The organism is Brevibacterium samyangense (assembly GCF_039529845.1).
GTDB classification, from domain to species: domain Bacteria; phylum Actinomycetota; class Actinomycetes; order Actinomycetales; family Brevibacteriaceae; genus Brevibacterium; species Brevibacterium samyangense.
In genome coordinates this window covers 163,359-189,046 of record NZ_BAAANO010000002.1, presented here as the reverse complement: position 1 = coordinate 189,046, position 25,688 = coordinate 163,359, and the positions used below count along the sequence as shown (strand labels likewise).

Genomic DNA, 25,688 nt, shown 5'->3' with positions numbered 1-25,688 from the left:
GGCGCCTCGGCGGCCCACCCCCACAGATGTCCATCCGCACGACACACGAAAGAGACACCGTGACCGCAACGCAATCCGTGCTCACCCCGATCGCCGACACCCTCGAGTGGATGTACCCGGCGTACGAGTGGTTCCACCAGCACCCCGAACTCTCGATGGAGGAAACGGAGACCCTCGCGGAGATCATCCGTCGACTCGAGGCGATCGGCGGCTACGAACTCGTCGAGGTCGGCGGCGGTGTCGTCGCGATCCTCCGCAACGGTGAGGGCCCCTCGGTCCTGTTCCGCGCGGACTTCGACGGGCTGCCCGTCACCGAACTCACGGGCCTGCCGTATGCCTCGACGAAGAAGGCCACCGGACCGGACGGTGCCGAGGTCGGCGTCATGCACGCGTGCGGCCACGACGTCCACGTGACGACGCTGCTCGGTGCCGCGGAGCTCATGGCGAAGGGCCGCGAGCACTGGTCGGGCACGTTCATGGCGCTGTTCCAGCCGGGCGAGGAGACGCTCCAGGGTGCGAAGGCGATGGTCGAGGACGGACTCGTGAACAAGGTGCCGAAGCCGGACGTGGCGCTCGGTCAGCACGTCATGGGTGCGAAGGCGGGCACGTTCAACGTCGTGTCCGGGCCGACGATGTCCGCCGCGATCAGCTGCACGATCACCGTGTACGGCAAGGGCGGGCACGGTTCGATGCCGAACCTCGCGGTCGACCCGGTGCTGCTCGCCTCGAACATCGTCGTGCGGCTGCAGGGGATCGTCGCGCGTGAGCTCAAGCCGGGCGACTTCGGTGTCGTCACGGTCGGTGCGCTCCAGGCCGGCAACAAGCACAACATCATCCCGGACCGCGCGACGCTGCTCATCTCCGGCCGCGCGTACACCGACGAGGTCCGGAAGACCATTCAGGCAGCCGTCGAGCGGATCGTGCGGGCCGAGTGCCAGGCGTCCGGTTCGCCGCAGGAGCCGGACATCGAGTGGAGTGTCGGGCCGATCACGGAGAACGATCCCGCGGTCGCCGAACGGGTCACCTCCTCGCTGCGCGCCCACTTCGGTGACGAGGCGCTGCCGACCCCGGAGCCGTCGACCGGTTCCGAGGACTTCCCGCACATCCCGCTCGCGTTCGGCACCCCGTACGCGTACTGGTTCCTCGGCGGGTTCGAGAACGAGACCGAGGCGCCGGGCAACCACTCCCCGTTCTTCGCCCCCGTCCAGGACCCCACCCTCAAGGCCGGCGCCGAGGCGGTCGTCGTCACGGCACTCGAGTTCCTGGGATGAGGTTCTTGGTGGGGTGACACGGTCGGCCTCACCCCGCCGATCCGCCGAGATGCACGCAGCGTCCCGAGTTGCCACCAGCGACTCGGGACGCTGCGTGCACATGGAGATGATGCTCGCACCTCGGAATCTCCATGAGGTCGGCCCGCACCGGCCTCGTGCCCTGTTCAGTCAGGCAGGTTGCTTCTCTCCGCGCTCCGGCACGATTTGCAGCGAACCCCCGAGTGCTTCTGCGATCCGCGAGAGCATGATCCCACCCGGCGCCTGAGCGGCATTCTCGATTGCGGAGATCACCGCTTGTCGGGTTCCCGCGCGCTGCGCCAGAGCTGTCTGACTGAGCCCCGCGGCCGTTCGGGCGTTGTACACCATTTCTGCAAGTCGCAGACGGAACTCGGCCTCGACCGCCGAACCGTCGTAATCAGCGCGTTCGGCCTCGGTCATCGACTCAAGCGCTTCTACACGCGCCTCATCCCATGTGATCATCTGTTTCCCTTCCTCCGAGACATCTTCTGCTCGCGTTGGCGCTCTCCGAGACGCCACGCCTGCGCGCGCCTTGCCCTCAGAATCTCCGCGCGTTCGTTCTGTTTCTGCTTGCGAAACGTGGTGAGCGTGATGATCTTTCGATCGGGGTCGAAAACGTAAGTGATTCGTCGATTCACGTTCTCGCACGAGAATCGCAACTCGTACAGCCCGCTGCCGAGAGCCCGCGACAGAGGCATCCTCAACGCGTTCCCGCGGGATGACAACCGATCGAGGACTCCGTCGGTCACGGCTTTACCACTCGGCGAGAGCTGCCGATACCACTCGTACACCTCATCGGAGAACTCGACCGCCCATCTCATGAAGAGAATATCCCATTCATCGGATATCCGCTTCAAGAGATAGCCCCGGATCGCCCGAATCCGCCGCAGCGAGCGGGGGACGCTCGCCAGGATCGACGAACTCGAAGGCGCACTTTCACGCATGCTTCGAGCCCGTTCACGACGAGGAGAGGAGTGAAGTGATGAGTCCGACGAAGCAGTTTCTGCTGATTCGAAACCGACGCACCGATACCCTCGAAACCATCGACTTCGGATCTGATTCGGCCGCAGCGGTTGCGGAATACACCTCGCAGGAAGTCGCTCATCGGGGCCAACCCGACGTCGAGGTCCTTCTCGTCGGCTCCGACTCCCTCGAGACCGTGCGCAAGACGCACTCCACGTGGTTCCCCGACTACGTCCGCCCCACGCTCAAGGACATCCTCGCCCGGATGGATCGCACTCCCGAACCCGAGGCGCACCCCGCCTGAGTGAGTCGCCCGCCTGAGTACGGCCCCCGGACCCCGGCGCGCGCCTCATGCCGGTTTCCGCGCGACGATCGTGTACGTGCAGGGGACGAGCGCGCGTTCGTCCTCCGGCCAGGCCCAACCACCCTCGACCTCGACCATCCGTTCGCTGAACCGCCACGGCAGGACCGTCCCCTCGCCGAGGAACTCGAGGCGGAGCCCCGCGCCCACGAGCGCCATGACGATCTCCGAGAGCGGGTGCGGCCATTCGTACGTCCGCGTGTGGGCGACCTTCCCGTCACCGGCGTAGGTCGAATCGTCGTCCCAGGTCTGCGCCCTGCCGTCACCGAAGTACGCGTACCGCAGGCGCAAGTCCGGTGCCTCCTCGTCGAGTGCGTACAGCGCGGGATGCCCGTCCCGGATGAAGAAGGTGCCTCCGGGCCGCAGCAGTGCCGCGACCTGTTCACCCCACCGGGCGAGATCCGACAGCCACGTGATCGTCCCGATGCTCGTGTACACGAGGTCGAAGTCCCCGTTCACCGCGGCACGGGCGTCGAGCACGTCCGTCTCCACCCAGCGCACGTCGGCCCCCACCCGTTCCGCCAGGCGGGTCGCCGATTCGAGTGCGAGCGCGGAGAAGTCGACACCCGTGACCCGGGCTCCGGCACGGGCGAGCGACACGGTGTCCGTACCGATGTGGCACTGCAGATGGCACACGTCGAGCCCGGCGATCGCCCCACTCGGGACGTACGGGGCGAGGGCCGCGAGGTCCTCCCGCACGACGTCGGACAGGTACGCGGGGTCGTCGAAGGCGGCGAGCGCGTACGCCTCCTCGTGGAGGGGCACACGGTCGTTCCAGTTCGCGAGGTTCGCGGCGCGGGCGTCGTCCCAGGGGATGTCGACGTGGGAGGAGGTCATGCCCTCATCCTGCCCGACTGCCCAATTGCCCGCACTGCCCGACTGCCCGACTGCCCGAACCGCCCGCCTTACCGCGTCGAGTTCGCGGTGCGGCCGCGGGTGATGCCGACGAACGTCTGGATGTCGTCGGAGTCCTTCTCCTGCAGCCAGGCGAGCGCCACCTGCGACACCGGACCCTCACGGAGGACCCGGTACGTCGCGTCCCTGCGGTGGTGGAGGCGGGCGAGGGACATCGGCACGATCGTGATGCCGGCACCGGAAGCGACGGTCGCGATGACGTCGCCGGTGGCGGGGATCGTGTCGAACCGCGGGGCGACGGTTCCGGGTACCTCGAAGCCCCCGAGCACGTCGTCGCCGGGGGTGATGAGCACTTCGCCGGCGAGGTCGCTCAGGTCGAGCTCCTCCGCCACGGTGAGGTCGGACTCCGCCGACATGACGACGACGGGCAGTTCCGTATACAGGTCGACGACGTGGAGGCCGGTCTCCTCGAGAGGACGCCGCAGGGTCGCGAGATCGACCTCGTCGGCGAGGAGCGCCTCCCGTGCCTCGGCGGCCGGCACCTCGACGAGGTCGAGCGTCACCTGGGGCATCCGCTCCCGCCACCGTTCGATCCACTTCCCGGGCGTCGCCCCCGGCACCACTCCGAGGCGCAGTGTCCGCGGCTCCTCCCGGCCCGCCGGGTCGTCGAACACGACCTTCGGCGACTTCGCGCCGGCAGCACCTTTCGCGCCACCCTTCGCCGAGGCGCCCCGGCCTCCCGGCGCACCGCGCCGCCCGGCGGCGCAGGCTTTCCCGGCCCCGCCGCCCGACTTCCCTGCCCCGGCCCGACCGGACCTGCCCTGCGCGCCCGGACGACCGCCTCGGCGGTTCTGCTTCTTCCCCTGTGCCACGGCACCAGCGTAGTGCGCGCACCCGGCGTCCCGGCCGTCCCGGATCCTCCCGCAACCGACACCCCCCGCCCGTCGGGCACCCGGAGCAGTTCCACGACCGGGCCACCGGCCTGCCGCGACCGCCCCCGCCGGTCCCGGTGCGCCAACCGTGAGAAAATGGGCCGCATGACTCGTGTGACTCTCGCCCAGCTCGATCCTGCGCTCGCTCTCGGCCCGCTCGACGGCCGGTACCGCAAGGATGCCGCTCCTCTCGTCGACTACCTCTCCGAGGCCGCCCTCAACCGTGACCGCATCCACGTCGAGGTCGAGTGGTTCATCCACCTGTGTGAGAACGAGGTCGTGCCCGGCACCCGCCCCCTCCTCGAGGACGAGAAGGTGCAGCTGCGGGCCCTCGTGACCGAGTTCGACCTCGAGACCGTCGAGCAGCTCGCGACCTTCGAGGCCGTCACCGTCCACGACGTCAAGGCCGTCGAGTACGTCATCAAGGACTCGCTCCAGCAGATCGGCGCGGACGACCTCTCGGAGCTCGTGCACTTCTGCTGCACCTCCGAGGACATCAACAACCTCTCCTACGCCGTCGGCATCAAGGGCGCCGTGGAGAACGTGTGGCTGCCGCGCGCGAAGGCCCTCGTCGACGCCCTCGCAGGCATGGCCGAGGACCTCGCGGACGTGCCGATGCTCGCGCACACCCACGGCCAGCCCGCCACCCCGACGACGATGGGCAAGGAGCTCGCGGTCACCGTGCACCGCCTCGCCCGCCAGTACGCGCGTGTGCAGAACACCGAGTTCCTCGGCAAGATCAATGGTGCGACCGGCACCTACGCCGCCCACACCGTCGCGGCCCCGAACGCCGACTGGCCCGCCCTCGCGCAGTCCTTCGTCGAGAAACTCGGCCTCACGTTCAACCCGCTCACCACGCAGATCGAGTCGCACGACTGGCAGGCGGAGCTCTACGCGGACATCGCCCGCTTCAACCGGATCGCGCACAACCTCGCGACGGACATGTGGACCTACATCTCGATGGGCTACTTCAAGCAGATCCCCGTCGAGGGCGCCACCGGTTCGTCGACGATGCCGCACAAGGTCAACCCCATCCGCTTCGAGAACGCCGAGGCGAACCTCGAGCTCTCGTGCGCACTCCTCGACTCGCTCGCCTCGACCCTCGTGACCTCGCGCATGCAGCGTGACCTCACGGACTCGACGAGCCAGCGCAACATCGGCGTCGCCTTCGGCCACTCGGTGCTCGCCCTGAACAACCTCGTCAAGGGCCTCGAGCGCCTCGCGATCAACACCGACGCCCTCGCCGCCGATCTCGACACGAACTGGGAGGTCCTCGCGGAGGCCATCCAGTCCGTCATGCGCGCCGCCTACCTCCAGGGTGTCCCGGGCATGGAGAACCCCTACGAGAAGCTCAAGGAACTCACCCGCGGTCACACCGTCGGCAGGACGGAGCTGCAGGAGTTCGTGCGCGGCCTGGGTCTGCCGGAGAAGGAGACCGAGCTCCTCGCCGCACTCTCCCCCGCGACCTACACGGGCATCGCCACGAAGCTCGCACAGGACGAGGTCGCCGCCTGGAAGTCGCAGGGCTGAGTTCTCCGGAAGGCTGAGTTCTTCCGAGGACTGAGCCCTCGGGGCTCACGCCCCACACACGCCGAGGCGCCCCATCGTGGGCTCCGCCCTCACCTCCACGAGGTGACGGGCAGGAGACCGGTGGGGCGCCTCGGCGGTTCGTGCGGTCGGTGCGGAGCGATCAGGCGGCGTCCTTCGCCTTGCCTTCCTTCTGCCCCGTGCCCGGCTTCGCGGAATCCTCCCGGTGGTGGGGCTTCACCGGTTCGATCCTCGCGGGGTCCGCGTCGTAGAGCGTCGCGGCGAAGTCGGGGGCGATGACACGGCCGTTGCGGCTCGTGCGCGGCGGGCTGCCGGCCGGTCGCGGCGGCACCTCGACCTCCTCGACACTGATCCGCTCCCACGGGATCGTGTCGAGCAGGTACTTGATCGAGTTGATGCGGCTGTGCCGCTTGTCCTCGGAATCGACGGTGACCCAGCGCGACCACGGGACGTCGGTCGCCTCGAACATCCGCTCCTTCGCCGCCGAGTACTCGTCCCAGCGGGTGATCGACTCGAGGTCCATGGGCGAGAGCTTCCACTGCCGCATCGGGTCCTGCGCCCGGCGGCGGAACCGCTTCTCCTGGGTCGCATCCGACACCGAGAACCAGAACTTGATGAGGATGATGCCGTCATCGGTGAGCATCTTCTCGAACGCCGGCGCCTGGAGGAGGAACCGTTCGTACTCCGCGTCCGTGCAGAACCCCATGACCCGTTCGACGCCGGCCCGGTTGTACCAGGAGCGGTCGAAGAGGACCATCTCCCCGGCCGCCGGGAGGTGCGGCACATACCGCTGGAAGTACCACTGGGTCTGTTCGCGCTCGGTGGGAGCCGGGAGCGCGACGGTCCGCACGATGCGCGGTGACAGGTACTCGGTGATCCGCTTGATCGCGGACCCCTTGCCGGCGGCGTCGCGGCCCTCGAAGAGCACGACGACGCGCGCACCGGTCGCCTTGATCCACATCTGCAGCTGCACGAGGTCCGCCTGGAGCGCCCGGAGTTCGGCCTCGTAGACCGCGAGCGGGATCCGCTTCGAGGTCTTCTTCCCCATCGCGTTGCTCGTACTCACACCGTGCTTCCTTGCACCGCTCGTCCCCGCACCGCTCTTCTTCGCGCCGTGCTTCTTCCCGGCCATCACGCTCTCCTCAATCATCCGATGCCCTCAGCATGCGGCAGCGGCGAACCACGTGCGAACGATGTCCGGATCACGCTGTCCACAGTCTCGAAAACCATGAATTCACAGCTGTGCACACAATATGGAGTCACCTGTGGATAACTCCGCGACGGCGGTTTCGGCGACGACCCGCAGTTCACCCCTTGATTCATACCCCCTAGAGGTATACATTCGGGGCATGAGCGATTCCACCGACGCCACTTCCGGCACCCGTCAGGACGCGCACCCCGCCCCCGGTCACACCGCCGGCGCCGTCGCCTCCGAGCACGGCGCGGCCGCACACACCGAAGGAGGGCATGCCACACACGGGTACACCGAGAACAAGGACGCCTACCGCAAGCGCCTCAAGCGCATCGAGGGGCAGGTCCGCGGAATCGCCAGGATGATCGACGAGGACATCTATTGCATCGACATCCTCACCCAGGTCTCCGCGGTCACCGCGGCCCTCCGCTCGGTCTCGATCGCTCTCCTCGACGAACACATGAAGCACTGTGTCGTCACCGCGGCGAACGAATCCCCCGAAGCGGCCGCCGCCAAGATCGACGAGGCCACCAAGGCCATCGCCCGGCTCGTGAAGAGCTGAGAGACCCGAAAGGACTTCCCATGACCACCACCGAACTCCGTATCACCGGCATGACCTGCGGCCACTGCGTCGCCGCCGTCACCGAGGAACTCACCGCCCTCGAGGGCGTCACGGACGTCTCCGTCGACCTCGTCGCCGGTGGGACCTCCCCCGTCACCGTCACCTCGTCCGCACCGCTCGACCCCTCGCAGGTCGCCGCCGCCGTGGACGAGGCCGGTTACTCCCTCGAGTGAGGTGAACCGCGTGCCTTCCACGACAGAACGTTCCCCGGCAGATGCCGACCCCGACGGCCTCGGAGCCGGCACCACTGCCACACTCACCGAACCCCGCGAACTCGACCTCGACATCACGGGGATGACGTGCGCGGCGTGCTCCACCCGGATCGAGAAGAAGATCCGGAAACTCCCCGGCGCCGAGGCGACCGTGAGCCTCCCACTCAACTCCGCGCACGTGCGCCTCACCTCCCCGGAGGTCGGTGAGGACGAGGTCCTCGCCGCGGTGTCGAAGGCCGGGTACGGCGCCACCGTCCGCCCGGCCCCGGGCACCGAGTCCACCGGACCGCAGGTCGTCGACTACGACCCGCGCGGTCTGCGGCCGCGGCTCATCGGCTCGGCGATCCTCGGTGTCCCGGCGGTCGCGATCTCGATGGTGATGCCCTGGCACTTCCCGGGCTGGCACTGGGTCGTCGCGGCCCTCGCCCTGCCCGTCGTCACCTGGGGCGCCTGGCCGTTCCACACCGCCGCGTTCAAGGCGGCACGGGGATTCTCCTCGACGATGGACACCCTCGTGAGTGTGGGCGTGGGCGTCGCGACGCTCTACTCCCTCGTGACGATCCTCGTCGCCGCCGCGCAGGGTCACGTCCTCCACCTGCCGCACTCGTCCCACGTGTGGTTCGAGGCGGCCGTCGCCATCACCGTGTTCCTCCTCCTCGGCAGACTCGTCGAGGAACGGGCGAAATCCGGTGCGACGGAAGCCCTCAGGGCGCTCCTCGCGCTCGGTGCACCCTCGGCACTCGTCGTCCGCCCGGACGGCACCCACGAGGAGGTGCCGATCGACGAGCTGCGCGCCGGCGACGTCTTCCTCGTGAAGCCGGGCAGCACGGTGGCGACGGACGGCACCGTCCTCGAGGGCGCCTCGGCGGTGGACGAATCGATGCTCACCGGCGAGAGCGTGCCGGTCGAGGTCGGGGTCGGCAGCGCCGTCACCGGCGGCACCCTCAACACCTCGGGTTCGCTCACGGTGCGGGCGGACCGGGTCGGCGCGAACACGACACTCGCGATGATGGCCGGGCTCGTGAACCGGGCGCAGGCGTCGAAACCGCGGGCGCAGCGCCTCGCGGACCGGATCGCCGCGGTGTTCGTCCCCGCCGTGTTCGTCATCGCCGCCGTCACGTTCCTCACCTGGGGACTCGTGGCGGGCGACTGGACGTCCGGGCTCCATGCGGCGCTCACGGTGCTCGTCATCGCGTGCCCGTGCGCCCTCGGCCTCGCGACGCCGACGGCACTCGCGGTGTCCTCGGGACGCGGTTCACGCCTCGGCGTGCTCGTGTCCGGGGCGGACGTCATGGAGAGCACGCGGCGCATCGACACCGTCGTGCTCGACAAGACCGGCACCCTCACCGAGGGCCGCATGGTCGTCGCCGCCGCCGAGGTGTCCCGCACCTCCCTGCCCTTCCTCGCCGCCGCCGAGTCCCGGTCCGAGCACCCGGTGGCACGGGCCGTCGCCGAGTACGCGGAGGCGGAGCTCGCCGCGGGGACGGAAGCATCGGCGGAGACCTCACCTCTCCAGGTGCAGTTCTTCGAGAACGTCCCCGGCGGGGGCGTGCGGGCGACGATCGACGGGCACCTCGTGCTCGTCGGCCGGCCAGGCCTCCTCGCCGAGGAGGGGATCCGGACGCCCGAGGTGGACCCGGCGCACGCCTCGGCGACGCTCGTCGGGGTCGCCCTCGACGGCGAATGGGCCGGGCACCTCGAGGTCATGGACACCGTGAAGCCGACGTCACGGGAGGCCCTCGCGCAGATGCGTGCGCTCGGTCTCGCACCCGTCCTGCTCACCGGCGACCGCGAGGCCGCCGCCCGGGAGGTGGCGCGTGCACTCGGCATCGACGAGGTGCGCGCGGACGTCCGACCGGCGGACAAGGAGGCGGTCGTCGCCGCACTCCAGGAGTCCGGCCGGGTCGTCGCGATGGTCGGGGACGGGGTGAACGACGCCGCGGCGCTCGCGCGGGCGGACCTGGGGATCGCGATGGGCAGCGGCACGGACGCGGCGATCGCGGCCTCGGACATCACGCTCATGCGCAGCGATCCCGCGCAGATCCCGCAGGCGGTCCGGTTGTCCCGGCGCACCCTCGGGATCATCAAGGGCAACCTGTTCTGGGCGTTCGTCTACAACGTGGCAGCGATCCCCGTCGCCGCGTTCGGACTGCTCGACCCGATGCTCGCGGGCCTCGCGATGGCGTTCAGTTCCGTGTTCGTCGTCCTCAACAGCCTGCGCCTGCTGCGGTTCGAGTAGCTGGTGCGGTTCGAGTAGCTGGTGCGGTTCGAGTGACGCCAGGCTTCGGCCGACAACGCACCCGGGACTGAATACGTACGGAATCGCTGTCGGCTCGTGGATTCGGCACGCGGAGAAGGTCACATGGCCGTCGATTGCGCGATTCCCTGCGGTCGCTGGCCCTCAGATCGCAATCGGCTGCTGTGTTTCAGCGAAACACCGCATTCGATTGCGACATGAACGTCGCTGCCGCAGGGAATCGCGATCTCGATGTAGCGCCTCATGCGCAACGAGTCCTCATTCCCTCACTTGAGAACGGGGAACTGCACATCCTCGGGGTCGTCGCGGCGGGACACGAGGTGCAGGAGGCCGGCGACCCCGGCAGCGGCGACGAAGGCGATGACCGTGAACAGCAGGCACAACACGAGGCTGCCGTGTCCTCGGTACACACCCATCGTGATCGTGGTGACGAGGAACGTGAGAACGGCGGCACCGACTCCGAACCAGAGAACGTCCTTGTAGCTCGCGGGGTTCCTGCCCTTGCCTTTGCTCATAATGCAGACGATTCTACGCGGTGTAGTCGGCAGTTTCTTGAGGCTTTCCCCACCCAGACGGCAGACTGGACCCCGATGTCTCCTTTCCGCCGGGCCGCATTCGACCGGTCCGCTCGCCGCCGCACGCTGCTGCCTGCGTTCACGGGTGTCCCTGCACGCACAGGTGTCACTGCGCGCACGGGTGTCACTGCGCGCACGGGTGCCGCCGCGCTCGTGCTCGTCCTCGGGCTCTCGGCGTGCGCCTCGGACGACGGGCTGCGGGTCGAGTCCACGCGCGTGGACCCGGCGGGGCTCGGTTCCGATGCCGACGGGAACACCCCGGGTGCGCCCGATCCCGCCCCGAGCGACGAACCCTACGACGCCGACCGGATCCGGGAGGCCGTCCTCGACACCGACGACACCGCGGCCGACTACACCCAGGTCCGGGCCGTCGTCGCCGCCTGTGAGGACTGTCTCGAACTCTCCGACCCCCTCGTCCTCGACAGTGGGGACATGACCTTCCAGGTCGCTCTCGTCCACTCCCCCGTGCCGACCTCGCAGGAGGACCGCCGCGGCAACTCCGACGACGAGGGTGACGACGAGGACGAGAGGCCCCGGTACACCGCCGACGAGGACGCCTTCGCGGGCGTCGTCATCGGGCAGAACGACGGAGATCCCGAGGTCAGACTGGTCGTTTCGGGACACGGCCTCACACTCACGCCGGGGCGGCACGGTACGCTCGTGGCCCAGGAGAAGGTGTACAGAGAAGGCGATCCGTCGCATCAGCCGTCCGGCTGGTCCGTCCAGGTCTACCGGTACCAGGACGGTCGCTTCGAAGCCGGACAACGGATCAGCCAGGTGGAAGGATGACGCATGCACATCGTGTTGGTTGAGGACGACGAGGTCATCCGGGAAACCACGCAGATTGCGCTCGAGCGTTTCGGGTACACCGTCACCGGATTCGAGGACGGCCGCGACGGCTACGAGTTCGTGGCCACCCACGGCGCCGACGTCGTCCTGCTCGACCTCATGCTGCCGACGATGAACGGCGCCTCCGTCACCCGCGCGATCCGCGAACGCTCCTCCGTCCCCATCATCGTGATCTCCGCCCGCTCGGAACCGATCGACATCGTCCAGTCGCTCGAGGCCGGCGCCGACGACTACCTCACGAAGCCGTTCGACATGCAGGTGCTCAACGCCCGCATCCGCAGCGTCGTCCGCCGGTTCATCACCGCCGGCAACGCCCAGATGGGCTTCTCTCCCGACGAGGTCGGCGCGACCGTGAATTCGCGCCCCGCCCCGACCGAGTCGACGCTCGGCCCCGGCGGCACCATCGGTGCCGACGGCATCCCCGAGGTGCTCGGCCCCAGCCCCGGCATGGAGGCACCCCGGCGGGACGCGTGGCAGCAGACCACCCCCGAGGCGCCCACTCGCCAGGCGACGCCCGGCACCTCCGCGGGCGGCGCCTCGGCGGCACCTGCGGCTGCGGCAGCCGCGGACTCCGGCCGCGAGAAGCTCGGGCCCTACCGGACCCAACTCGGTTCCCTCGTGCTCGACACCGGCCGACTCACCGTCATGGTGGACGGCAAGGAAGTGCACCTCACCCCGACCGAACTGCGTGTGCTCCTCCTGCTCACGGAGGAGCCCGGCCACGTGTACTCGCGCGAGAAGATCGCGTACACGGTGTGGGGCTACGAATGGGCCGGCGACTCCCGGGTCGTCGACGTGCACATCCAGCGCCTGCGGAAGAAGATCGGCGCGGGCATGATCGAGACCGTGCGCGGTTTCGGCTACCGCTTCGCCGGGTGACACCCGTGCATCCGGTGCTGTCCGTGTGCCCGAGGGAGAGGTGACGCGCACGTGTCGTTGAGATGGAAGATCGTGCTCGTCATCGTCACCTCGGTGATGGTGGCGGTGCTCTCCTGCGGTGTCGTCGTGCGGCAGAGCGCGACGATCTCCGAGAACGACCGCCTCCGCAACAACCTCACGGAACAGCTCACGGACGCCGTCACCATCTACCAGGAGTCCGGCGTCCTCAGCCTCAATGCGAGTGTCGACGACCGGAACCTGCCGACGAACGCCCGCAACGCGGCGCTGAGCGGACAGAGCGTCACGGTGCGTTCGCAGGTCGACGGCGAGGAGGTCGTGTGGGCGGCCGCCCCGATCTCCGTCGGCACGCACACCGCGGTGCTCTCGGTGCAGACCTCGACGGAGGAGTCCCAGGAACTCCTGCGCTCGATCGACCGCGCGATCATCATCGGGATGATCGGGTCCGCACTCGTCATCGGCGGTATCGGCTCGCTCGTCGCCGGGCAGGTCTCCCGCCGACTCACGACGGGGGCGCAGGCGGCCAGGCGGATCGCCGGCGGTGACACCTCGGTGCGGATCTCCGATGTCATCGAGGCCGGGGACGACGAGGTGACGGCCTTCGCCCAGGCCGTCGACACCGCCGTCGAACGACTGGCCGAACGCCTCGACTCCGAACAACGCTTCACCTCGGACCTCGCACACGAGATGCGCACTCCGCTCACCGGACTCGTGAACGCGGCGAACCTCCTCGAGGAGGACTCCCGGCCGGCCGAGCTCGTGAAGGACCGGGTGCACCGCCTCCAGGTGCTCGTCGAGGACCTCCTCGAGGTCTCCCGCCTCGACGCGGGCCGGGCGAACCCGGAACTCGCCCCGATGCACGTCGACAACAGCGTGAAGTCCCTGCTCACGACGCTCAGGGCCTCCGGGGCGATCACCGATCACGAGGTCCGGGTCGACCTCGGCGCCGGTGACACCCTCATCGAGACCGACCAGCGGCGGTTCGAGAGGATCGTCTCGAACCTCCTCGTCAACGCCGTCAAGCACGGCGCGGATCCGATCGACGTACGCACGACCCCGACGAGCGTCATCGTGTCCGATGCCGGCGCGGGCTACCCCCGCGACATCCTCGCGACGGGTCCCACCCGGTTCGTGAGCGCCGGTGGCGGCGGCATGGGCCTCGGGCTCGTCATCGCCCAGGGTCAGGCGAACCTCCTCGGCATGACGATGACCTTCGCGAACTCCCCGGAAACCGGCGGCGCGGTCGCCACCCTCACGTTCCCCCAGGGCTGAGCCCGCTCCCGACACCGGGTTGTCCCCCACCGCCCGAGGTGGCACACTCGCTCGTACAAGAACGATCGTTCTTGCAGAGGTGGTGACGCCCCCGCGCACCACCGATCGACAACCCGGTCCACGGCGGCCCGGATCTCCTCGCTCGTCGTCTCCGTCTGCCTCACCTTCGTCACACTGATCCTCGCGCTCGTCATCGAACGGGCGAATCCGCTCGACCTCGTGTGGATGTGGGGCGACTCCGCGTGGGACCTCATCGAACTCGCACTCCAGATCGCGATGCTGCTCCTCACGGGGTACATGCTCGCGAGTACCCCGCTCGTCGACCGGGGACTCAACGCGCTCTCGCGCCGGATCTCCCGTCCGCGCACGGCGATCGCACTCGTGACGTTCGCCGGGGCTCTCGGCACCTGGCTGAACGTCGGCTTCGGCCTCGTGATCGGTGTCGTGCTCGCCCGGAAGCTCGCCCGCACGGTCCCCGGCATGCACTATCCGCTCGCGGTTGCGGCGGGGTACGCGGGATTCTCGCTCTACGGCATCGGCCACTATCCGATGGAAGAGATGCCCGACTTCGCCGTCACCGTCGACGGCTGGATCAAGGAGATGGTGCGATGACGCACACGACCCGCACATTGTTCGGCCTGCTCACCGACGCGGTCCGGGCCGATCCCGAGCGCCGCACCCTCATCGAACCCGTGGAAGCGGGAACCGCACGGCACCACGTCGAGCACACCCGCCTCGATCTCCTCGCCACGGCGGTCGACCTGGCGGATCTCCTCCGGTCCCACGGAATCGGCGACGGTGACGGGATCGCGGTCTGGCTGCCGTCGTGGGCCGAGGTCTACGCCTGGCAGTTCGCAGCCTCGGCCGTCGGCGCGCACATCATCGGGGTGAATACCCGCTACAACGTCGCCGTGGTCGGGAACGTCCTCACGAAGGCACGTCCCGCCGCGCTCGTGATGGCGCACGGATTCCGCGGGATCGACTTCCTCCCGACGGCACGGGAAGCGGTCGCCGAGGCCCGGGAGGCGCTGGAGGACCGGGAGGCGCTGTCATCGGACCCGGAGTACCGGGCGCCCGTGGTCGTCGTGTCCGCCGGTCCCGGCGTCGACCTCGTGCCGCCCGAAGTGGTCGACCGGTACGGCCTCGGTGCCGGGGCCGTCCGTTCGCCCGTACCGGGCACGACCGGACACACGGCCGCCGAGGTGCTCGCACGGGCGGATGCGTACCGCACGGAAGGATCTCCCAGCACACTGTCGGTGGGGTTCACGACGTCCGGCTCGACCGGGCTGCCGAAGGTCGCCGCCCACTGCGAACACGCGGTTCTGCACCACATGTCCGCCGTTGCCGAACGCCTCGGGTTCGGGTCCGGGGACGTGATGGTCGAACCCCTGCCGTACTCCGGCGTCTTCGGGTACATGGCCGGTATGGCTGCGCTCGCAGGCGGGGCGTCCGTCCTGCTGCACCCGGTGTTCGACCCGGAGGCGCTGCTCGACGACTGGGAACGCTTCGGCGGCACCCATTATGTGGGCGGGGACGACATGATCGCCCGCGTGCGGGCTGCGTGGGAGGGACGGCGCCGGGACCTGTCCATGTGGAGGTGGTGGGGCGTCGCCGACTTCCAGGGGATGTCCGCGGAACTCGCCGCGTGGTCCGCGGGCGAGTTCGGCACGGTGACGAGCGGGGTCTACGGGTCCTCGGAGGTCTTCTCGCTCCTCACCTTCTGGGAGGACTCGGTGCCGCCGGCACAGCGCATCCGGGGAGGCGGTCGGTTGAGCGCGCCCGACTACGCGTACCGGATCGTGGATCCCCACACCGGGACGGAGGTCCCGGAGGGTCACCGTGGAGAGATCCAGTTGCGGGGCCCGAACGTCGTCGACGAATACCTCGGCGACCGACGCACACCGGACGGAACGCCGGCGAGCGGGAGCGCGATGGACACGAACACCACCGAGGACGGTTGGTTCCTCACCGGTGACCTCGGAGAAGCCGTCGACGACCGCAGCTTCGTCTACGTCTGCCGGATGGGCGACGTCATCCGCCTCAAGGGCTTCCTCGTGGATCCGGCGGAGATCGAAGTGCACCTCGCCGAGCATCCGGCGGCGGAGATCGTCAAGGTCGTGTCACGGACCGACGGCGCGGGCGAGCCCGAGGTCGTCGCGTTCGTCCAGCCCGCCCCCGGGTCCGCCCCGGACGGGGACGAGCTGCGGGACTTCTGCGCTCGTCGCCTCGCCCGGTACAAGGTCCCGGCCGAGGTACGGGTGATCGAGCGGATGCCCACGAGGGCCGGCACGAACGGCAGCAAGATCAAGGCCGCGGTCCTGCGGGACTGGGCACGCAGCTGAGGCAGCGCACCGGGCCTCACCCGAGGTTCGCCTCGGCGTCCTCCATGTGCTCGAGGACCGCGGCACGGGCGGCCTCCGGGTCCCCGCTCGCGATCGCGTCGACGAGGACGACGTGGCGGGCGGAGTCCATGTTCCGCACCGCGCGTTCGAGCCCGGCGAACACGATCGTCATACGGATCGACCCCTCGAGCGACTCCCACTGGTGGAGCAGCGTGCGATTGCCCGAGAGCTCGCACTCTCCGGCACGACGAAGCGGGTGACACCGGTCGGACTGCCGGACGAGTTCCTCGATGCGGGCGCTCTCCCCACCCTCTACGACCGCTACGGCGTCTCCACCGCGAAGATCGTCGAGCGGGTCAAGGGGTTGCTGTGAGGGACGTGCGCTTCAGCGGCGTGTTCCCTGACGTGCCACCCCGGTGACGAGTGGCCACCGGAATCCCGAGTTCCACGCATCATCGCACGACGGTGCTGCCGACTCGCGACGGTGATGGGGACTCGCGCACGGGGTCGACCCGTAGGTCGCCCCTCAGCCCTTCGACCCCTCAGATCGCGGAGGTGTCCGCCGAGGCGACCCCGAGGTCGGCGATGAGCTTCGCGCACCGAATGTACCCGAGGTGCGAGTACGCCTGCGGATGGTTGCCGAGGTGCGTCTCCGTCGTGGGGTCGTACTCCTCGGGGAAGAGCCCGGTCGGCCCCATGAGAGCGTGCAGGCGGTCGAAGAGGTCCCGTGCGTCCGAATAGCGCCCCACCAGCAGGAACGCCTCGATGAGCCACGTCGTACAGATGTGGAACCCACCCTCGAGGCCGGGCAGACCGTCGTCGTAGTGGTACCGCCACACGGTCGGCCCCACCCGGAGGTCGCGTTCGATCGCATCGACCGTCGCGACGAACCGGGGGTCCGTCGGCGGGAGCAGTCCGGAGAGTCCGATGAAGAGGCACGCCGAGTCGAGGTCGTCCTCCCCGTACGCGACGGTGTACGCGCCGACCTTCTCGTTCCAGCCCTTCGTGACGACGTCCTCGGCGATCGTCTCCCGCAGCTGCCGCCACGCGCCGGGCATCTCCCGGTCGAAGCGTTCGGCGATCGCGATCGCACGGTCGACCGTCACCCAGCACATGACCTTCGTGTACACGTTGTGCTTGGGGTCCCGGCGCGCCTCCCAGATGCCGTGGTCGGGTTCGTGCCAGCGGCGTTCGACCGCCGTCACCATTTCGCACGTGAGGCGCCAGTACTCGTCGGTGAGTTCCCCGAGTTCGGCGGTGACGTCGTGCAGCAGCTCCGTCACCGGGCCGAACACGTCGAGTTGCACCTGGTGCTCGGCGGCGTTGCCGACGCGCACCGGCCGGGACCCGGCGTAGCCGGGCAGGTGTTCGAGCACGGCCTCCGTCGTGAGTGCGGACCCGTCGACGGCGTAGAGGGGGTGGAGCTGTTCGGGGCCGGCCGCCTCGGCGAGGATCCCGGAGAGCCAGGAGAGGAACCCCTCGGCCTCGGCGCTCGACCCGAGCCCGAGGAGTTCGCGCACCGTCATCGACCCGTCGCGCAGCCACGTGTACCGGTAGTCCCAGTTACGGATACCGCCGATGCCCTCGGGCAGCGAGGAGGTCGCGGCAGCGAGGACGCCACCGGTGGGGACGTGGCACAGGGCACGGAGGGTGATCGCCGAACGGATGACGTCGTCCCGGCGGAAGTCCGGGACGTCGAGGGTCTCCACCCAGTTGCGCCAGTACCCGGCGGCGAGTCGCCGCACCTGCTTCTCCCCGCCCTCGAGGAGGAAGTCGGTGTCCTCGAAGGAACCGCCGCACACGAGGACGAGGACGACCTCGCCGCCGGGGACGGCCCGGGGGTTCACCCGCGCGACGGCGGTGTCGGAACCGTCCTCGGTCTCGAGGGTGAACTCGACACCGCGGGCGTGCAGCATGATCGGTTCCGCGGTACCGGTGACCCGCACGCCGTCACCGACGAGTTCGAGCCGGGCCGGGTACGCACCGAAGTCGGGGCGGGGTGCGAACCGGATCTCCGCCTCGACGTCGCCGGAAAGCACCCGGACGAGCACGGTGTCCTGACTGTCCTCGGGCACCGGCGCGAGGTAGTCGCGGACGGTGAGGCCGGCCCACCGGGTCTCGAGGAGCGTCGTGTTGCTCATGTACCGCTGGGTGAGCGGTTTGGCGCCCGAGGCGGGGGCCACCGCGTAGTACCCGGCGGCTCCCGAACCGAGGATCTCCGAGAACATCGAGGCCGAGTGCGGCAGCGGGTGCGGCATCCAGCACACGCGCCCGGCGGGGTCGACGAGCGCGGTTGACTGGCCGTTCGCGAGGATCGAGTGCCGTTCGATCGGCACGGCCTGCTGGCCGAAGAGCCACGACCGGCGCAGCTCGAAGATGCTCGTGAGGATGACCGCGACCGTGTCCGGGTCCGCGACCGTGTAGCGGGCGGCCGTCCCGACCACCCCGAGGCCGTCGCCCGCGGCACCGGCGAGCGCCTCGGCGGAGACGACCTTGATACCGACGTCCGTGGACCCGAGCGTCTCGAGGGCCTTCTCGTCGGAGATGTCGTCGCCGATGTAGAGGACCGCGGTCGCCCCGCAGCCCTCCCGGAGCGCCTCGAGTGCCTGGCCCTTCGACGTCGTGACGACGGAGACGTCCGCGACCTCCTTGCCGCGCACGACGGAGACACCGTCGGTCGCAGTGAGGTCGGCGATCGCCTTCTCGGCGGCGGCGCGCGGGCCGTCCTCGAGTCCTCGCAGGTGCACCGCGACGCCGGTCGGCTTCGACTCGACGTACACCTCGGGGAACTCGGTGGACAGTTCGAGGACGGTGCGGCGCAGCTTCTGGAGGGCCGCACGCTGGTGAGGCGTCAGTTCGGAGATCGCGTCGATATCGCGTTCGCCGCCGTGCGAGCCGACGAGCGTCACCTCGCGCGGAAGACGCGACATGGCTGCGAGATCGCGGAGGGATCGGCCGGAGATGACGGCCACCTCGGTCTCCGGCAGGGCGGAGAGCGAACGCATGGAGACGAGGGAGATGGGGTGCGGATAGGCCTGGGTGGGCCTGGCGACGATGGGGGCGATCGTGCCGTCGTAATCGGTCGCGATGAGCAGTCGGGGCACCCGGGCGATCCGGGAGATGTCCGCGAAGAGCTCCGGGTCGAGAGTGCGCATCGCATGCGCGAGGTCGCCGAGCGGGCCGGCGGTGGGAGCCGCGGGATTCCAGGACTCGAGGTGGTGTCCGAGTGCGGACTGCGAGGCGGTGCCGAGTACGGTCATGGGCCCTCCTGGAAGGGGTGATCGATCGTGCGGAAGCGCCTCGGCCGACACGAGGATCCTCGATACAGTCGTGAGGACCCTCAGCTCCGGGCGCGTGACCTGCGGGAGTATCCACCCAACATATACAGTACCGAGGCCACCGTCACGACTGCGCCGGCGGAGCCGAGCACCGTGAGTGCCCCCATCGTGGAGGCTGCGAAGATCACGATGCCGAGGCCCACGTGGAGCACCGCGCCGATGAGGAAGTCGGACGCCATGGGCTTCGACCGCTGGTTCGACCACACCCAGAGCTCGAGCAGACCGTGAAGGAGCGACCACACGGCGACGGCGGCCCGCAGTTCGGCGGGGATGTCCGCGAGGACGAGGAAGACGAGGCCGGGAATCGTGACGATCGCCTGCCCGAACCGGGCGGTGCGGAGGGTGGCGGCCTGCGCCGAGATCGCCTCGGGCGCCTTCGAGGCGCCGGATGCATTGGTGGTGCCGGATGCCCTGGTGGACCCGGTGACGGACCGGCCGAGCGCGATCCCCTCGGCGACGAGGAGGAGCGCGGACCCGACGAGGAACACGAGGAGGAGGAGGTCCGCTGTTCCGACGGTGACAGACAGCTGCGTCATGCCCGAGAGCGGAACGCGGGGCCAGAAGACGGTCGCGATACCGAAGACGAAGCCCCAGGCCCCGCGGACGAACATCCACGTACCGAGCGTCCGGTCGAGTGCCTTGCCCGCGGTGACGCCGTTCGCAGGAGCATCGCTGGCGGGCGCGTCATCCGCAGGTGCGCCGGTGGGGGTGCCTCCGGGCGTGCCGGAGGTGCCGGGGGTGTCGCTCGATCCGGTCGTCGGGACATCCGGGCCCGCGGCACCATGCTGCGGGGAGTCCGGGTTCCGGGAGTCCTTGTTCTCGTGCGCGTTCTCCGTCATCACCGCACCAGTCTACGTTCGTCGGCCCGGTCACTGCGGTTTTCCGGGGAGTCGACCGCCTCACGCGATCGGGTTCCCGGAGTGGGACGTTCTGCATTCGTCCGGGCCCCATTCACGCCCCCGTCAGGACCCATTGTCCCGGCGTTCTCCCCGGTGGCATAGCGTGTCGCCATGCCGGAGAGCAATGGTGTGGAATCCCGGGTGACGGAGGAGTCGGCCCTGCGGTCGACCGCGCCCGGAGCCCACCCGACTCCCCCGAACGACCCACCGTTGCGTCGTTCGCTCCCCGTCGGCCGAGGCGCCCTGTGGTTCTCCTTCGGGCTCGGCCTCGGCATGACGCTCGTCGGCCTCCTCGTGCTGTGGCCGGCCGGGCTGCAACCCGCCGCCCTCGCGGCGGTGACGGACCCGCTCGCGCGGGTCCTCCTCGGCATCTGGCCACTGCTTCTCGCGGCCTGCGCGGCCGGGCTGCTCGCGCTCGGTACGGCGCCGGGGGCGCCTCGGGAGATCGCTGCGAGTGCCCGGGCGCGGATCCTCGGGACGGGCGAGACCGGGGTCGCACGGATCCGGCGGATGCGCGAACGCAGCCGGGACCGACGCCGTCGGGTCTACGAGGTGGATCTCGTGGCCAGGTGCAGTTCCGGGCTCGCGCTGCGGTCCCGGCTCGTCTGGACCCTCGACCCCGTCGATGCGGACCGGCTGCGCGAGGGTGTGGTGATCCCCGTGCGGTTCGACCGGGCGGATCCGGCACGGATGGTTCTCGACACCCGTGCCGACTCCCGCGACACCGCCTGTGCGATCGACGCCGATCGTGCGTTCACCCGGCGCCGGCGCCTCCTCGCAGCGGTCGGTTCGGTGCGCCGCAGCAGCGTCGCCGCCCTCGTCCTCGGGCTGAGCGCCGGGGTGCTCGTGGGGCTGCTGGGTTGATCGGGTCCTGAGCCGCCGGTCCCTCGGCGGCGGGCGCCGGGCCGGCGAGTAGTGCGACTCCGCGGTCCGACGCGACCTCACGCCGTAGTCCCCGACCGGGGGTACGTCCGTGCCTCGTGGAACAGTGTTCGTGGCGGGGATCCGAATGGTGGGGATCCGATTCGTGTCAGTAGGTCGTTCCTCGGCGCCAGGTCCTGTGGACAGGAGATTTCTTATCCACAATCTCGGGAAAACCCTGTTCAAAGTGACCCATCGGCCACTATGATCTATTTACTTTCTAATACTGGTGGAGGTTGCCGGAACAGCCACCGGAGCGGCTCGAGGATGAGTTCTCGCTCCCTGGGCCGGGCCTCCCTTCCCCGCACCGACCGCCGGGCGGCGTCCCCACGGTCTCCACCGACTCTCCTTCTCTTCAGTGCTGTTCTCTCTTCGCTGTTCTTCTCCTCTCGTCCCGACCTGTTCCGAGGGAGGTATCGGTCATGACCATCGAATCCGAGGGCACCCCGCACGAGCCCGGTCGCGGCAGCGCACCCGGCTCCGGCGCGAGTGATGCCGGGCGTGCGCCGTTCGATCGAAGCGGGACATCACCAGGGCGACAGGAGCGTTCCGATGTTGCCGGTGCTTTCGGTGCGGGAGGAACCTCGCGCACTTCCGATGATTCCGCCACCGGTCCCGCGCCTTCGCCGGTGCCGTTCACGGGGTTTCCGGACACCGCGGACGGGCGGCTCGAGGCGTTCGATGCCTCCGGTCCTGCACGCCTGGCGGCCGTAGCCGTAGCGGAACGGGCTGAAGCCGTGGCGTTCTTCGCCAAGCTCGAGGCCGTGGCCGGGTACGTGGTCTCCGAGGTGATCATCGAGACCACCGCCCATGACAAGGACGCGTTGACGAACGCGACCCCTCCGGCATCGTTGCCGGAGTTCCTGCACGCCGAGTACGAAGCCATCGCGACCACGTTGCGCCGGTGGGGTGTGGAGGTCGCGCAGCGGGAGGCGGAGATCGCTGCCGAACGGGCTGCGCAGGAACGGGCGCTGATGTGGGGCCCGCACCCGGACACCGAGCCGGATACCGGTTCTTCTGCCTCGACTTCTACCGACGCGGTAGAGCACGAGTCCTCCACTGCTGCGGGTGCCTCGGAGGTCGCGCAGGCCGTCGGTGCCGATGAACAGGGTGTAGTGAATGAGCAGAGGGCCGACGATGAGCAGTCATGCGGCGATGGGCAGTCATGCGGCGATGGGCAGTGGGCCGACGGTGAGCACGGGGAGGTGCCCCGTGCCCCGGGGGATCTCGATGAACCGGTCCGGTTGCCCCTGCCCGCATTGCGTCCGACTTCCGCGCTCGGCGACTGGATACGTGAGCACCTCACCGCAGAGCATTTGGTGAACCTGTCGGCACTGTTGCGGAAGTCGGCGCTCCAGGCGTACGGGTACTGCCGGGACGCACTCACGGTCGTTCACGGCCTCCCGAGGTTCTTCGCCCGTGCGAAAGCAGGCGAGTTCGGGGTCGATCACGTGCTTACGGCAGCGAGGATCGCGGGGCGTGTCCCGGCAGCGTTGTTGTCGAAGGTCGATCACCATTTGGCGACTCGACGGGCGGATGTCACTCCGGAGACGTTCCGGGTTGCGCTCAACAAACTCGTCCGGACGTTGGTGCCCAGGGAGGTACGGCAGGCGAAAGCGTTCGAGGAACGCCGGGTGGACGTCGAGCATTACGGTAACGGCACCGGTGCGTTGATCCTCACCGGCCCGAGCCTGCTCGTCGAGGCGTGCTTCCGACGTGTGGAGGCGTTGGCGCGCAGTGTGTTCTACCGCAAGCCGGTCGCGACTGGCGGTGCCGTGCCCGGTGTTGAGCTGGATGCAGTCACCGGCAATGGTGCTGTGGGTGGCGCGGCCTCTGCGGCGGCAGATGGTGCCGGTACCAGCGAGGGCACACCTGGAGGAGTCTCGGGCGAGCGGATCGGGTTGATCGATCATCGGAACATCGCACAGTTGATGTTCGACATCCTCTCCCTGTCACGCCCGCAGGTCACCACGCGTCGCATGCCGACCACCCGGCACGAATCCGAGACCACGGACCTGGCCACGGGTGAGGGTGCTGAGGAACTCGTGCTCGAACTTCCCGATGCCGGGGACTACTTGCGGAATCAGGCGTCTGTGGTGGTGACGGTCCCGTACCTGAGCCTCTTCGGAAACGGGAACCTGTACGGGGTGTTCCCGGACGGGTCCCCGGTACCGGCCGAGGTGGCCAGGACCCTCGCCGGGCACTCGAGGACACTCACCCGAGTGCTCACGGATCCGGCAACGGGTACTCCACTCGATGCGCGCGCGAAGCGGTATGCGATTCCACCGGATGTGAGAGCGACGCTCATCCAGAAGTGGAGGTACTGCACCGCCCCGGGGTGCACGAGGCAGGCTGCGAAAGCGGAAATGGACCACATACGGGAGTTCAATCACGCGGATCCGGATTCCGGTGGGTTGACCGTGTTCGAGAACCTGCATCCGTTGTGCAAACGGCATCATCAGGCGAAGACCGACAGAAGACTACGCGTGTCGGCGACTCCGGATGGGGGTGTGCGCTGGGTGCTGCCGTACGGGAACGAGGTGGAAGTGTTCCCGCCGGGGGATCCGGTGGAGGTCTGGCATGCCGAGGACTTCCGACGGATCGCCGAAGGAGACGGTGATGAGGATGAGGGTGACGACGGTGCCGGATACGACGGCGGCGGTGACGACGGTCCCGGCCACGGTCCGGGCGACAGTCCCCGCCCTGGCCGCAGCGTCATCCCCGCCAACTGCCCCGTCTCCGGCCCCGGTGGGAGTGATCGGCCCGGCGCGGGCGCCAGTAACAGTTCCGACGCCTCAGGAGATAGCGCCTCGGGTCCGGACTCGACGTGGCATTCCGGTGGTGTCGACGACGAACCGCCACCGTTCTGAGTTCAGAAAGGCAGAGCGTCGGATGCCGGAACTCAGGACCTCAACAGCCCGAGATGCTCCGGAGCGCAGACCCGCACGGAAGCCGGCGAACCGTCCGCCCCTGAAACCGGAGCACTCGGGTGAGAGCCGACTCAGGTGATGCGGCGGAGCCCGCGCCTCAGGCCTTCGGGAAACCGGTCACGCTCGAACGTGACCTCCTTGTACCCGTGCTCCTTCGGCATGCCGTGCTCGTCGAGGCCGACGAAGACGATCTTCGAGATCGAGAGGATGATCTGCTCGGTGATGATGTTGCGGACCTCGCAGCGCATCGTGAGCGAGGTGCGGCCGAAGTGGGTGGCCTGCAGGCCGATCTCGATGATGTCTCCCTGAACCGCGGAGGCACGGAAGTTGATCTCGGAGATGTACTTCGTGACGATCCGCTGATTACCGAGCTGGATCATCGCGTAGACGACCGCCTCGTCGTCGATCCACCGCAGCAGGCTGCCGCCGAACAGAGTGCCGTTCGCATTGAGGTCCTCCGGACGCACCCACTTGCGGGTGTGGAAGTTCATCCGGTGGAATTCCTGGTCCTGCGCGTCCTCGTGGTCGCCTGCGGTTTCGCTCATGCGTTCATCGTAGGGGGTGTCCCCGCGGCATGGGCAGGTGGGGTCCGCATGTGGGACGCCACCGTATCGAAGTCCCGTGCACCGCTGCCGGTCGCGCCACCGCCCCAGGAGCCTCAGCCCAATTCCGCTATTCACATAATTACGTAGTTCGCGTACTGTCGAGTCATGGTCGAGAAACCCGACGACACCCGCGACGACCGGATCGATGCCCTCGAGGCGCGCATTTCCGCCCTCGAGGCACGACTGGACGGAGAGGACCGGGCGCCGGCAGCCGATCGGCCCGTCACAGCGGAGCACCAGAACGCGGATCCGGAACCGGACTCACGCACGGCTCCCCCGGCCACATCGACGACAACCGCATCTGCGACCACCACATCGGCCTCGGGCCCAGATCCCGAGAACCGGTTCTTCGCGCTCGAAACCCTCAAGGAGATCGCCCCGGAGTCCGGCGCGGTTTTCTACACCGGGGTCGTCCGCACCCCCGAGGGCCGGAAGGCCGAATGGCAGTTCGCCCGCCCGGCCGACGACCTCCACGCGCTCGACTTCGCGAACTCCGCGGCGTCGTTCGCCGCACTGTCCCACCCGACGCGCCTGCGGATCCTGCAGGCGATCTACTCCGGCACACGCACCGTCGCCGAGCTCGCCGCGACGGACGACTTCGGCACGACCGGCCAGATCTACCACCACGTGAACCAACTCGCCGCCGCCGGTTGGCTCCGCTCACCGGCGCGCGGGTCCTGGGAGGTGCCGGGAGAGCGGATCGTCCCTCTCCTCACGCTCCTCCTCATCACCCAGGGATAGCCCCCGACACGGACCTGCACACCGGCGCGTCCGCATACGCGAACAGGTCTGCACGAGCAGGTCTGCGCGGGCGAGCACGTCCGGGACC

At 69.0% G+C, this 25,688-nt stretch carries 25 protein-coding genes; 15 read left to right on the top strand and 10 right to left on the bottom strand.

Annotated features, from left to right (window positions below):
- The first annotated feature begins 59 nt into the window (after nucleotides 1–59).
- Nucleotides 60–1,271, top strand: coding sequence for an amidohydrolase (locus tag ABD172_RS01125; protein ID WP_344306155.1), 1,212 nt, complete (start codon nucleotides 60–62; stop codon nucleotides 1,269–1,271).
- Nucleotides 1,272–1,439: 168 nt separating this feature from the next.
- On the opposite strand, the gene ABD172_RS01120 is transcribed toward ABD172_RS01125, so the two are convergent.
- Together ABD172_RS01120 and ABD172_RS01115 are read right to left on the bottom strand one after the other, a co-directional pair.
- Nucleotides 1,440–1,751: a helix-turn-helix domain-containing protein gene (locus ABD172_RS01120; RefSeq protein ID WP_344306153.1), complete on the bottom strand. Its 312-nt coding sequence runs from the start codon at nucleotides 1,749–1,751 to the stop codon at nucleotides 1,440–1,442.
- Nucleotides 1,748–2,110 carry a type II toxin-antitoxin system RelE/ParE family toxin gene (locus tag ABD172_RS01115; protein ID WP_344306151.1) on the bottom strand — a complete coding sequence of 121 codons (363 nt, stop codon included), beginning with the start codon at nucleotides 2,108–2,110 and terminating at the stop codon, nucleotides 1,748–1,750. Before ABD172_RS01115 ends, ABD172_RS01120 begins: the two co-directional genes overlap by 4 nt.
- Before the next feature lie 161 nt (nucleotides 2,111–2,271).
- Here ABD172_RS01115 and ABD172_RS01110 point away from each other — a divergent pair, with 161 nt between their 5' ends.
- Complete coding sequence (locus ABD172_RS01110) at nucleotides 2,272–2,556, top strand: hypothetical protein (protein WP_344306150.1); 285 nt, start codon at nucleotides 2,272–2,274, stop codon at nucleotides 2,554–2,556.
- Nucleotides 2,557–2,601: 45 nt separating this feature from the next.
- On the opposite strand, the gene ABD172_RS01105 is transcribed toward ABD172_RS01110, so the two are convergent.
- Nucleotides 2,602–3,450, bottom strand: coding sequence for a class I SAM-dependent methyltransferase (locus ABD172_RS01105; protein WP_344306147.1), 849 nt, complete (start codon nucleotides 3,448–3,450; stop codon nucleotides 2,602–2,604).
- Nucleotides 3,451–3,518: 68 nt separating this feature from the next.
- On the bottom strand, nucleotides 3,519–4,340 hold the full coding sequence (locus ABD172_RS01100; RefSeq protein ID WP_344306145.1) for a LysR substrate-binding domain-containing protein: 822 nt from the start codon (nucleotides 4,338–4,340) through the stop codon (nucleotides 3,519–3,521).
- Nucleotides 4,341–4,505: 165 nt separating this feature from the next.
- Here ABD172_RS01100 and purB point away from each other — a divergent pair, with 165 nt between their 5' ends.
- Nucleotides 4,506–5,930, top strand: coding sequence for an adenylosuccinate lyase (gene purB, locus ABD172_RS01095; RefSeq protein WP_344306143.1), 1,425 nt, complete (start codon nucleotides 4,506–4,508; stop codon nucleotides 5,928–5,930).
- A 160-nt stretch (nucleotides 5,931–6,090) separates the two neighbouring features.
- Here the strand turns inward: purB and ppk2 are convergent, their stop codons facing one another.
- Nucleotides 6,091–6,996 (bottom strand): polyphosphate kinase 2, encoded by a 906-nt coding sequence (ppk2, locus tag ABD172_RS01090; RefSeq protein WP_344306175.1) that lies wholly within the window; start codon nucleotides 6,994–6,996, stop codon nucleotides 6,091–6,093.
- 301 nt (nucleotides 6,997–7,297) lie between these two features.
- On the opposite strand from ppk2, the gene ABD172_RS01085 reads away from it, so the two are divergent.
- Genes ABD172_RS01085 through ABD172_RS01075 form a run of 3 tightly spaced genes read left to right on the top strand, consistent with a single transcriptional unit; the run spans nucleotide 7,298 to nucleotide 10,213 of the window.
- On the top strand, nucleotides 7,298–7,702 hold the full coding sequence (locus ABD172_RS01085; protein ID WP_344306141.1) for a metal-sensitive transcriptional regulator: 405 nt from the start codon (nucleotides 7,298–7,300) through the stop codon (nucleotides 7,700–7,702).
- Between the two features lie 20 nt (nucleotides 7,703–7,722).
- A complete protein-coding gene (locus ABD172_RS01080) occupies nucleotides 7,723–7,935 on the top strand; it encodes a heavy-metal-associated domain-containing protein (protein ID WP_344306140.1) in 213 nt (70 codons plus the stop codon).
- A 10-nt stretch (nucleotides 7,936–7,945) separates the two neighbouring features.
- Entirely contained in the window at nucleotides 7,946–10,213 is a 2,268-nt protein-coding gene (locus ABD172_RS01075) for a heavy metal translocating P-type ATPase (RefSeq protein ID WP_344306138.1), read from the top strand.
- Between the two features lie 284 nt (nucleotides 10,214–10,497).
- On the opposite strand, the gene ABD172_RS01070 is transcribed toward ABD172_RS01075, so the two are convergent.
- On the bottom strand, nucleotides 10,498–10,746 hold the full coding sequence (locus ABD172_RS01070; protein WP_344306136.1) for a hypothetical protein: 249 nt from the start codon (nucleotides 10,744–10,746) through the stop codon (nucleotides 10,498–10,500).
- 75 nt (nucleotides 10,747–10,821) lie between these two features.
- On the opposite strand from ABD172_RS01070, the gene ABD172_RS01065 reads away from it, so the two are divergent.
- The 5 genes from ABD172_RS01065 to ABD172_RS01045 all read left to right on the top strand — a co-directional run bounded on the left by ABD172_RS01065 (nucleotide 10,822) and on the right by ABD172_RS01045 (nucleotide 16,166).
- Nucleotides 10,822–11,595: a hypothetical protein gene (locus ABD172_RS01065; protein WP_344306133.1), complete on the top strand. Its 774-nt coding sequence runs from the start codon at nucleotides 10,822–10,824 to the stop codon at nucleotides 11,593–11,595.
- A gap of 3 nt (nucleotides 11,596–11,598) precedes the next feature.
- Nucleotides 11,599–12,534: a response regulator transcription factor gene (locus ABD172_RS01060; protein ID WP_344306131.1), complete on the top strand. Its 936-nt coding sequence runs from the start codon at nucleotides 11,599–11,601 to the stop codon at nucleotides 12,532–12,534.
- A 51-nt stretch (nucleotides 12,535–12,585) separates the two neighbouring features.
- On the top strand, nucleotides 12,586–13,824 hold the full coding sequence (locus tag ABD172_RS01055; RefSeq protein WP_344306129.1) for a sensor histidine kinase: 1,239 nt from the start codon (nucleotides 12,586–12,588) through the stop codon (nucleotides 13,822–13,824).
- A gap of 132 nt (nucleotides 13,825–13,956) precedes the next feature.
- Nucleotides 13,957–14,436 (top strand): TIGR00366 family protein, encoded by a 480-nt coding sequence (locus ABD172_RS01050; RefSeq protein ID WP_344306173.1) that lies wholly within the window; start codon nucleotides 13,957–13,959, stop codon nucleotides 14,434–14,436.
- Nucleotides 14,433–16,166, top strand: a complete 1,734-nt coding sequence (locus ABD172_RS01045) for an AMP-binding protein (RefSeq protein WP_344306126.1) — start codon at nucleotides 14,433–14,435, stop codon at nucleotides 16,164–16,166. The genes ABD172_RS01050 and ABD172_RS01045 overlap by 4 nt, the downstream gene beginning before the upstream one ends.
- A 16-nt stretch (nucleotides 16,167–16,182) precedes the next feature.
- Here ABD172_RS01045 and ABD172_RS01040 read toward each other — a convergent pair whose 3' ends face one another.
- The gene (locus ABD172_RS01040; protein ID WP_425546635.1) at nucleotides 16,183–16,344 is read right to left on the bottom strand and encodes an FCD domain-containing protein; all 162 of its coding nucleotides are present in this window, start codon (nucleotides 16,342–16,344) and stop codon (nucleotides 16,183–16,185) included.
- A 24-nt stretch (nucleotides 16,345–16,368) separates the two neighbouring features.
- On the opposite strand from ABD172_RS01040, the gene ABD172_RS01035 reads away from it, so the two are divergent.
- Complete coding sequence (locus tag ABD172_RS01035; protein WP_425546633.1) at nucleotides 16,369–16,539, top strand: hypothetical protein; 171 nt, start codon at nucleotides 16,369–16,371, stop codon at nucleotides 16,537–16,539.
- Nucleotides 16,540–16,708: 169 nt separating this feature from the next.
- Here the strand turns inward: ABD172_RS01035 and otsB are convergent, their stop codons facing one another.
- Complete coding sequence (gene otsB / locus ABD172_RS01030) at nucleotides 16,709–19,426, bottom strand: trehalose-phosphatase (protein ID WP_344306120.1); 2,718 nt, start codon at nucleotides 19,424–19,426, stop codon at nucleotides 16,709–16,711.
- 80 nt (nucleotides 19,427–19,506) lie between these two features.
- Complete coding sequence (locus ABD172_RS01025; RefSeq protein ID WP_344306115.1) at nucleotides 19,507–20,343, bottom strand: hypothetical protein; 837 nt, start codon at nucleotides 20,341–20,343, stop codon at nucleotides 19,507–19,509.
- 171 nt (nucleotides 20,344–20,514) lie between these two features.
- On the opposite strand from ABD172_RS01025, the gene ABD172_RS01020 reads away from it, so the two are divergent.
- On the top strand, nucleotides 20,515–21,267 hold the full coding sequence (locus tag ABD172_RS01020; protein ID WP_344306109.1) for a DUF3592 domain-containing protein: 753 nt from the start codon (nucleotides 20,515–20,517) through the stop codon (nucleotides 21,265–21,267).
- Nucleotides 21,268–22,061: 794 nt separating this feature from the next.
- On the top strand, nucleotides 22,062–24,194 hold the full coding sequence (locus tag ABD172_RS01015) for an HNH endonuclease signature motif containing protein (RefSeq protein ID WP_344306105.1): 2,133 nt from the start codon (nucleotides 22,062–22,064) through the stop codon (nucleotides 24,192–24,194).
- Nucleotides 24,195–24,325: 131 nt separating this feature from the next.
- Here ABD172_RS01015 and ABD172_RS01010 read toward each other — a convergent pair whose 3' ends face one another.
- The gene (locus ABD172_RS01010; RefSeq protein WP_344306101.1) at nucleotides 24,326–24,799 is read right to left on the bottom strand and encodes an acyl-CoA thioesterase; all 474 of its coding nucleotides are present in this window, start codon (nucleotides 24,797–24,799) and stop codon (nucleotides 24,326–24,328) included.
- Between the two features lie 165 nt (nucleotides 24,800–24,964).
- On the opposite strand from ABD172_RS01010, the gene ABD172_RS01005 reads away from it, so the two are divergent.
- A complete protein-coding gene (locus ABD172_RS01005; RefSeq protein ID WP_344306099.1) occupies nucleotides 24,965–25,600 on the top strand; it encodes an ArsR/SmtB family transcription factor in 636 nt (211 codons plus the stop codon).
- Nucleotides 25,601–25,688: the final 88 nt, after the last annotated feature.

Coding starts and splice junctions, on each gene's coding strand:
- ABD172_RS01120 (WP_344306153.1), bottom strand. CDS start 1,751: ATGATCACATGGGATGAGGCGCGTGTAGAAGCGCTTGAGTCGATGACC.
- ABD172_RS01115 (WP_344306151.1), bottom strand. CDS start 2,110: ATGAGATGGGCGGTCGAGTTCTCCGATGAGGTGTACGAGTGGTATCGG.
- ABD172_RS01110 (WP_344306150.1), top strand. CDS start 2,272: ATGAGTCCGACGAAGCAGTTTCTGCTGATTCGAAACCGACGCACCGAT.
- ABD172_RS01105 (WP_344306147.1), bottom strand. CDS start 3,450: ATGACCTCCTCCCACGTCGACATCCCCTGGGACGACGCCCGCGCCGCG.
- purB (WP_344306143.1), top strand. CDS start 4,506: ATGACTCGTGTGACTCTCGCCCAGCTCGATCCTGCGCTCGCTCTCGGC.
- ppk2 (WP_344306175.1), bottom strand. CDS start 6,996: ATGGGGAAGAAGACCTCGAAGCGGATCCCGCTCGCGGTCTACGAGGCC.
- ABD172_RS01085 (WP_344306141.1), top strand. CDS start 7,298: ATGAGCGATTCCACCGACGCCACTTCCGGCACCCGTCAGGACGCGCAC.
- ABD172_RS01080 (WP_344306140.1), top strand. CDS start 7,723: ATGACCACCACCGAACTCCGTATCACCGGCATGACCTGCGGCCACTGC.
- ABD172_RS01070 (WP_344306136.1), bottom strand. CDS start 10,746: ATGAGCAAAGGCAAGGGCAGGAACCCCGCGAGCTACAAGGACGTTCTC.
- ABD172_RS01065 (WP_344306133.1), top strand. CDS start 10,822: ATGTCTCCTTTCCGCCGGGCCGCATTCGACCGGTCCGCTCGCCGCCGC.
- ABD172_RS01060 (WP_344306131.1), top strand. CDS start 11,599: ATGCACATCGTGTTGGTTGAGGACGACGAGGTCATCCGGGAAACCACG.
- ABD172_RS01045 (WP_344306126.1), top strand. CDS start 14,433: ATGACGCACACGACCCGCACATTGTTCGGCCTGCTCACCGACGCGGTC.
- otsB (WP_344306120.1), bottom strand. CDS start 19,426: ATGACCGTACTCGGCACCGCCTCGCAGTCCGCACTCGGACACCACCTC.
- ABD172_RS01025 (WP_344306115.1), bottom strand. CDS start 20,343: ATGACGGAGAACGCGCACGAGAACAAGGACTCCCGGAACCCGGACTCC.
- ABD172_RS01020 (WP_344306109.1), top strand. CDS start 20,515: ATGCCGGAGAGCAATGGTGTGGAATCCCGGGTGACGGAGGAGTCGGCC.
- ABD172_RS01010 (WP_344306101.1), bottom strand. CDS start 24,799: ATGAGCGAAACCGCAGGCGACCACGAGGACGCGCAGGACCAGGAATTC.
- ABD172_RS01005 (WP_344306099.1), top strand. CDS start 24,965: ATGGTCGAGAAACCCGACGACACCCGCGACGACCGGATCGATGCCCTC.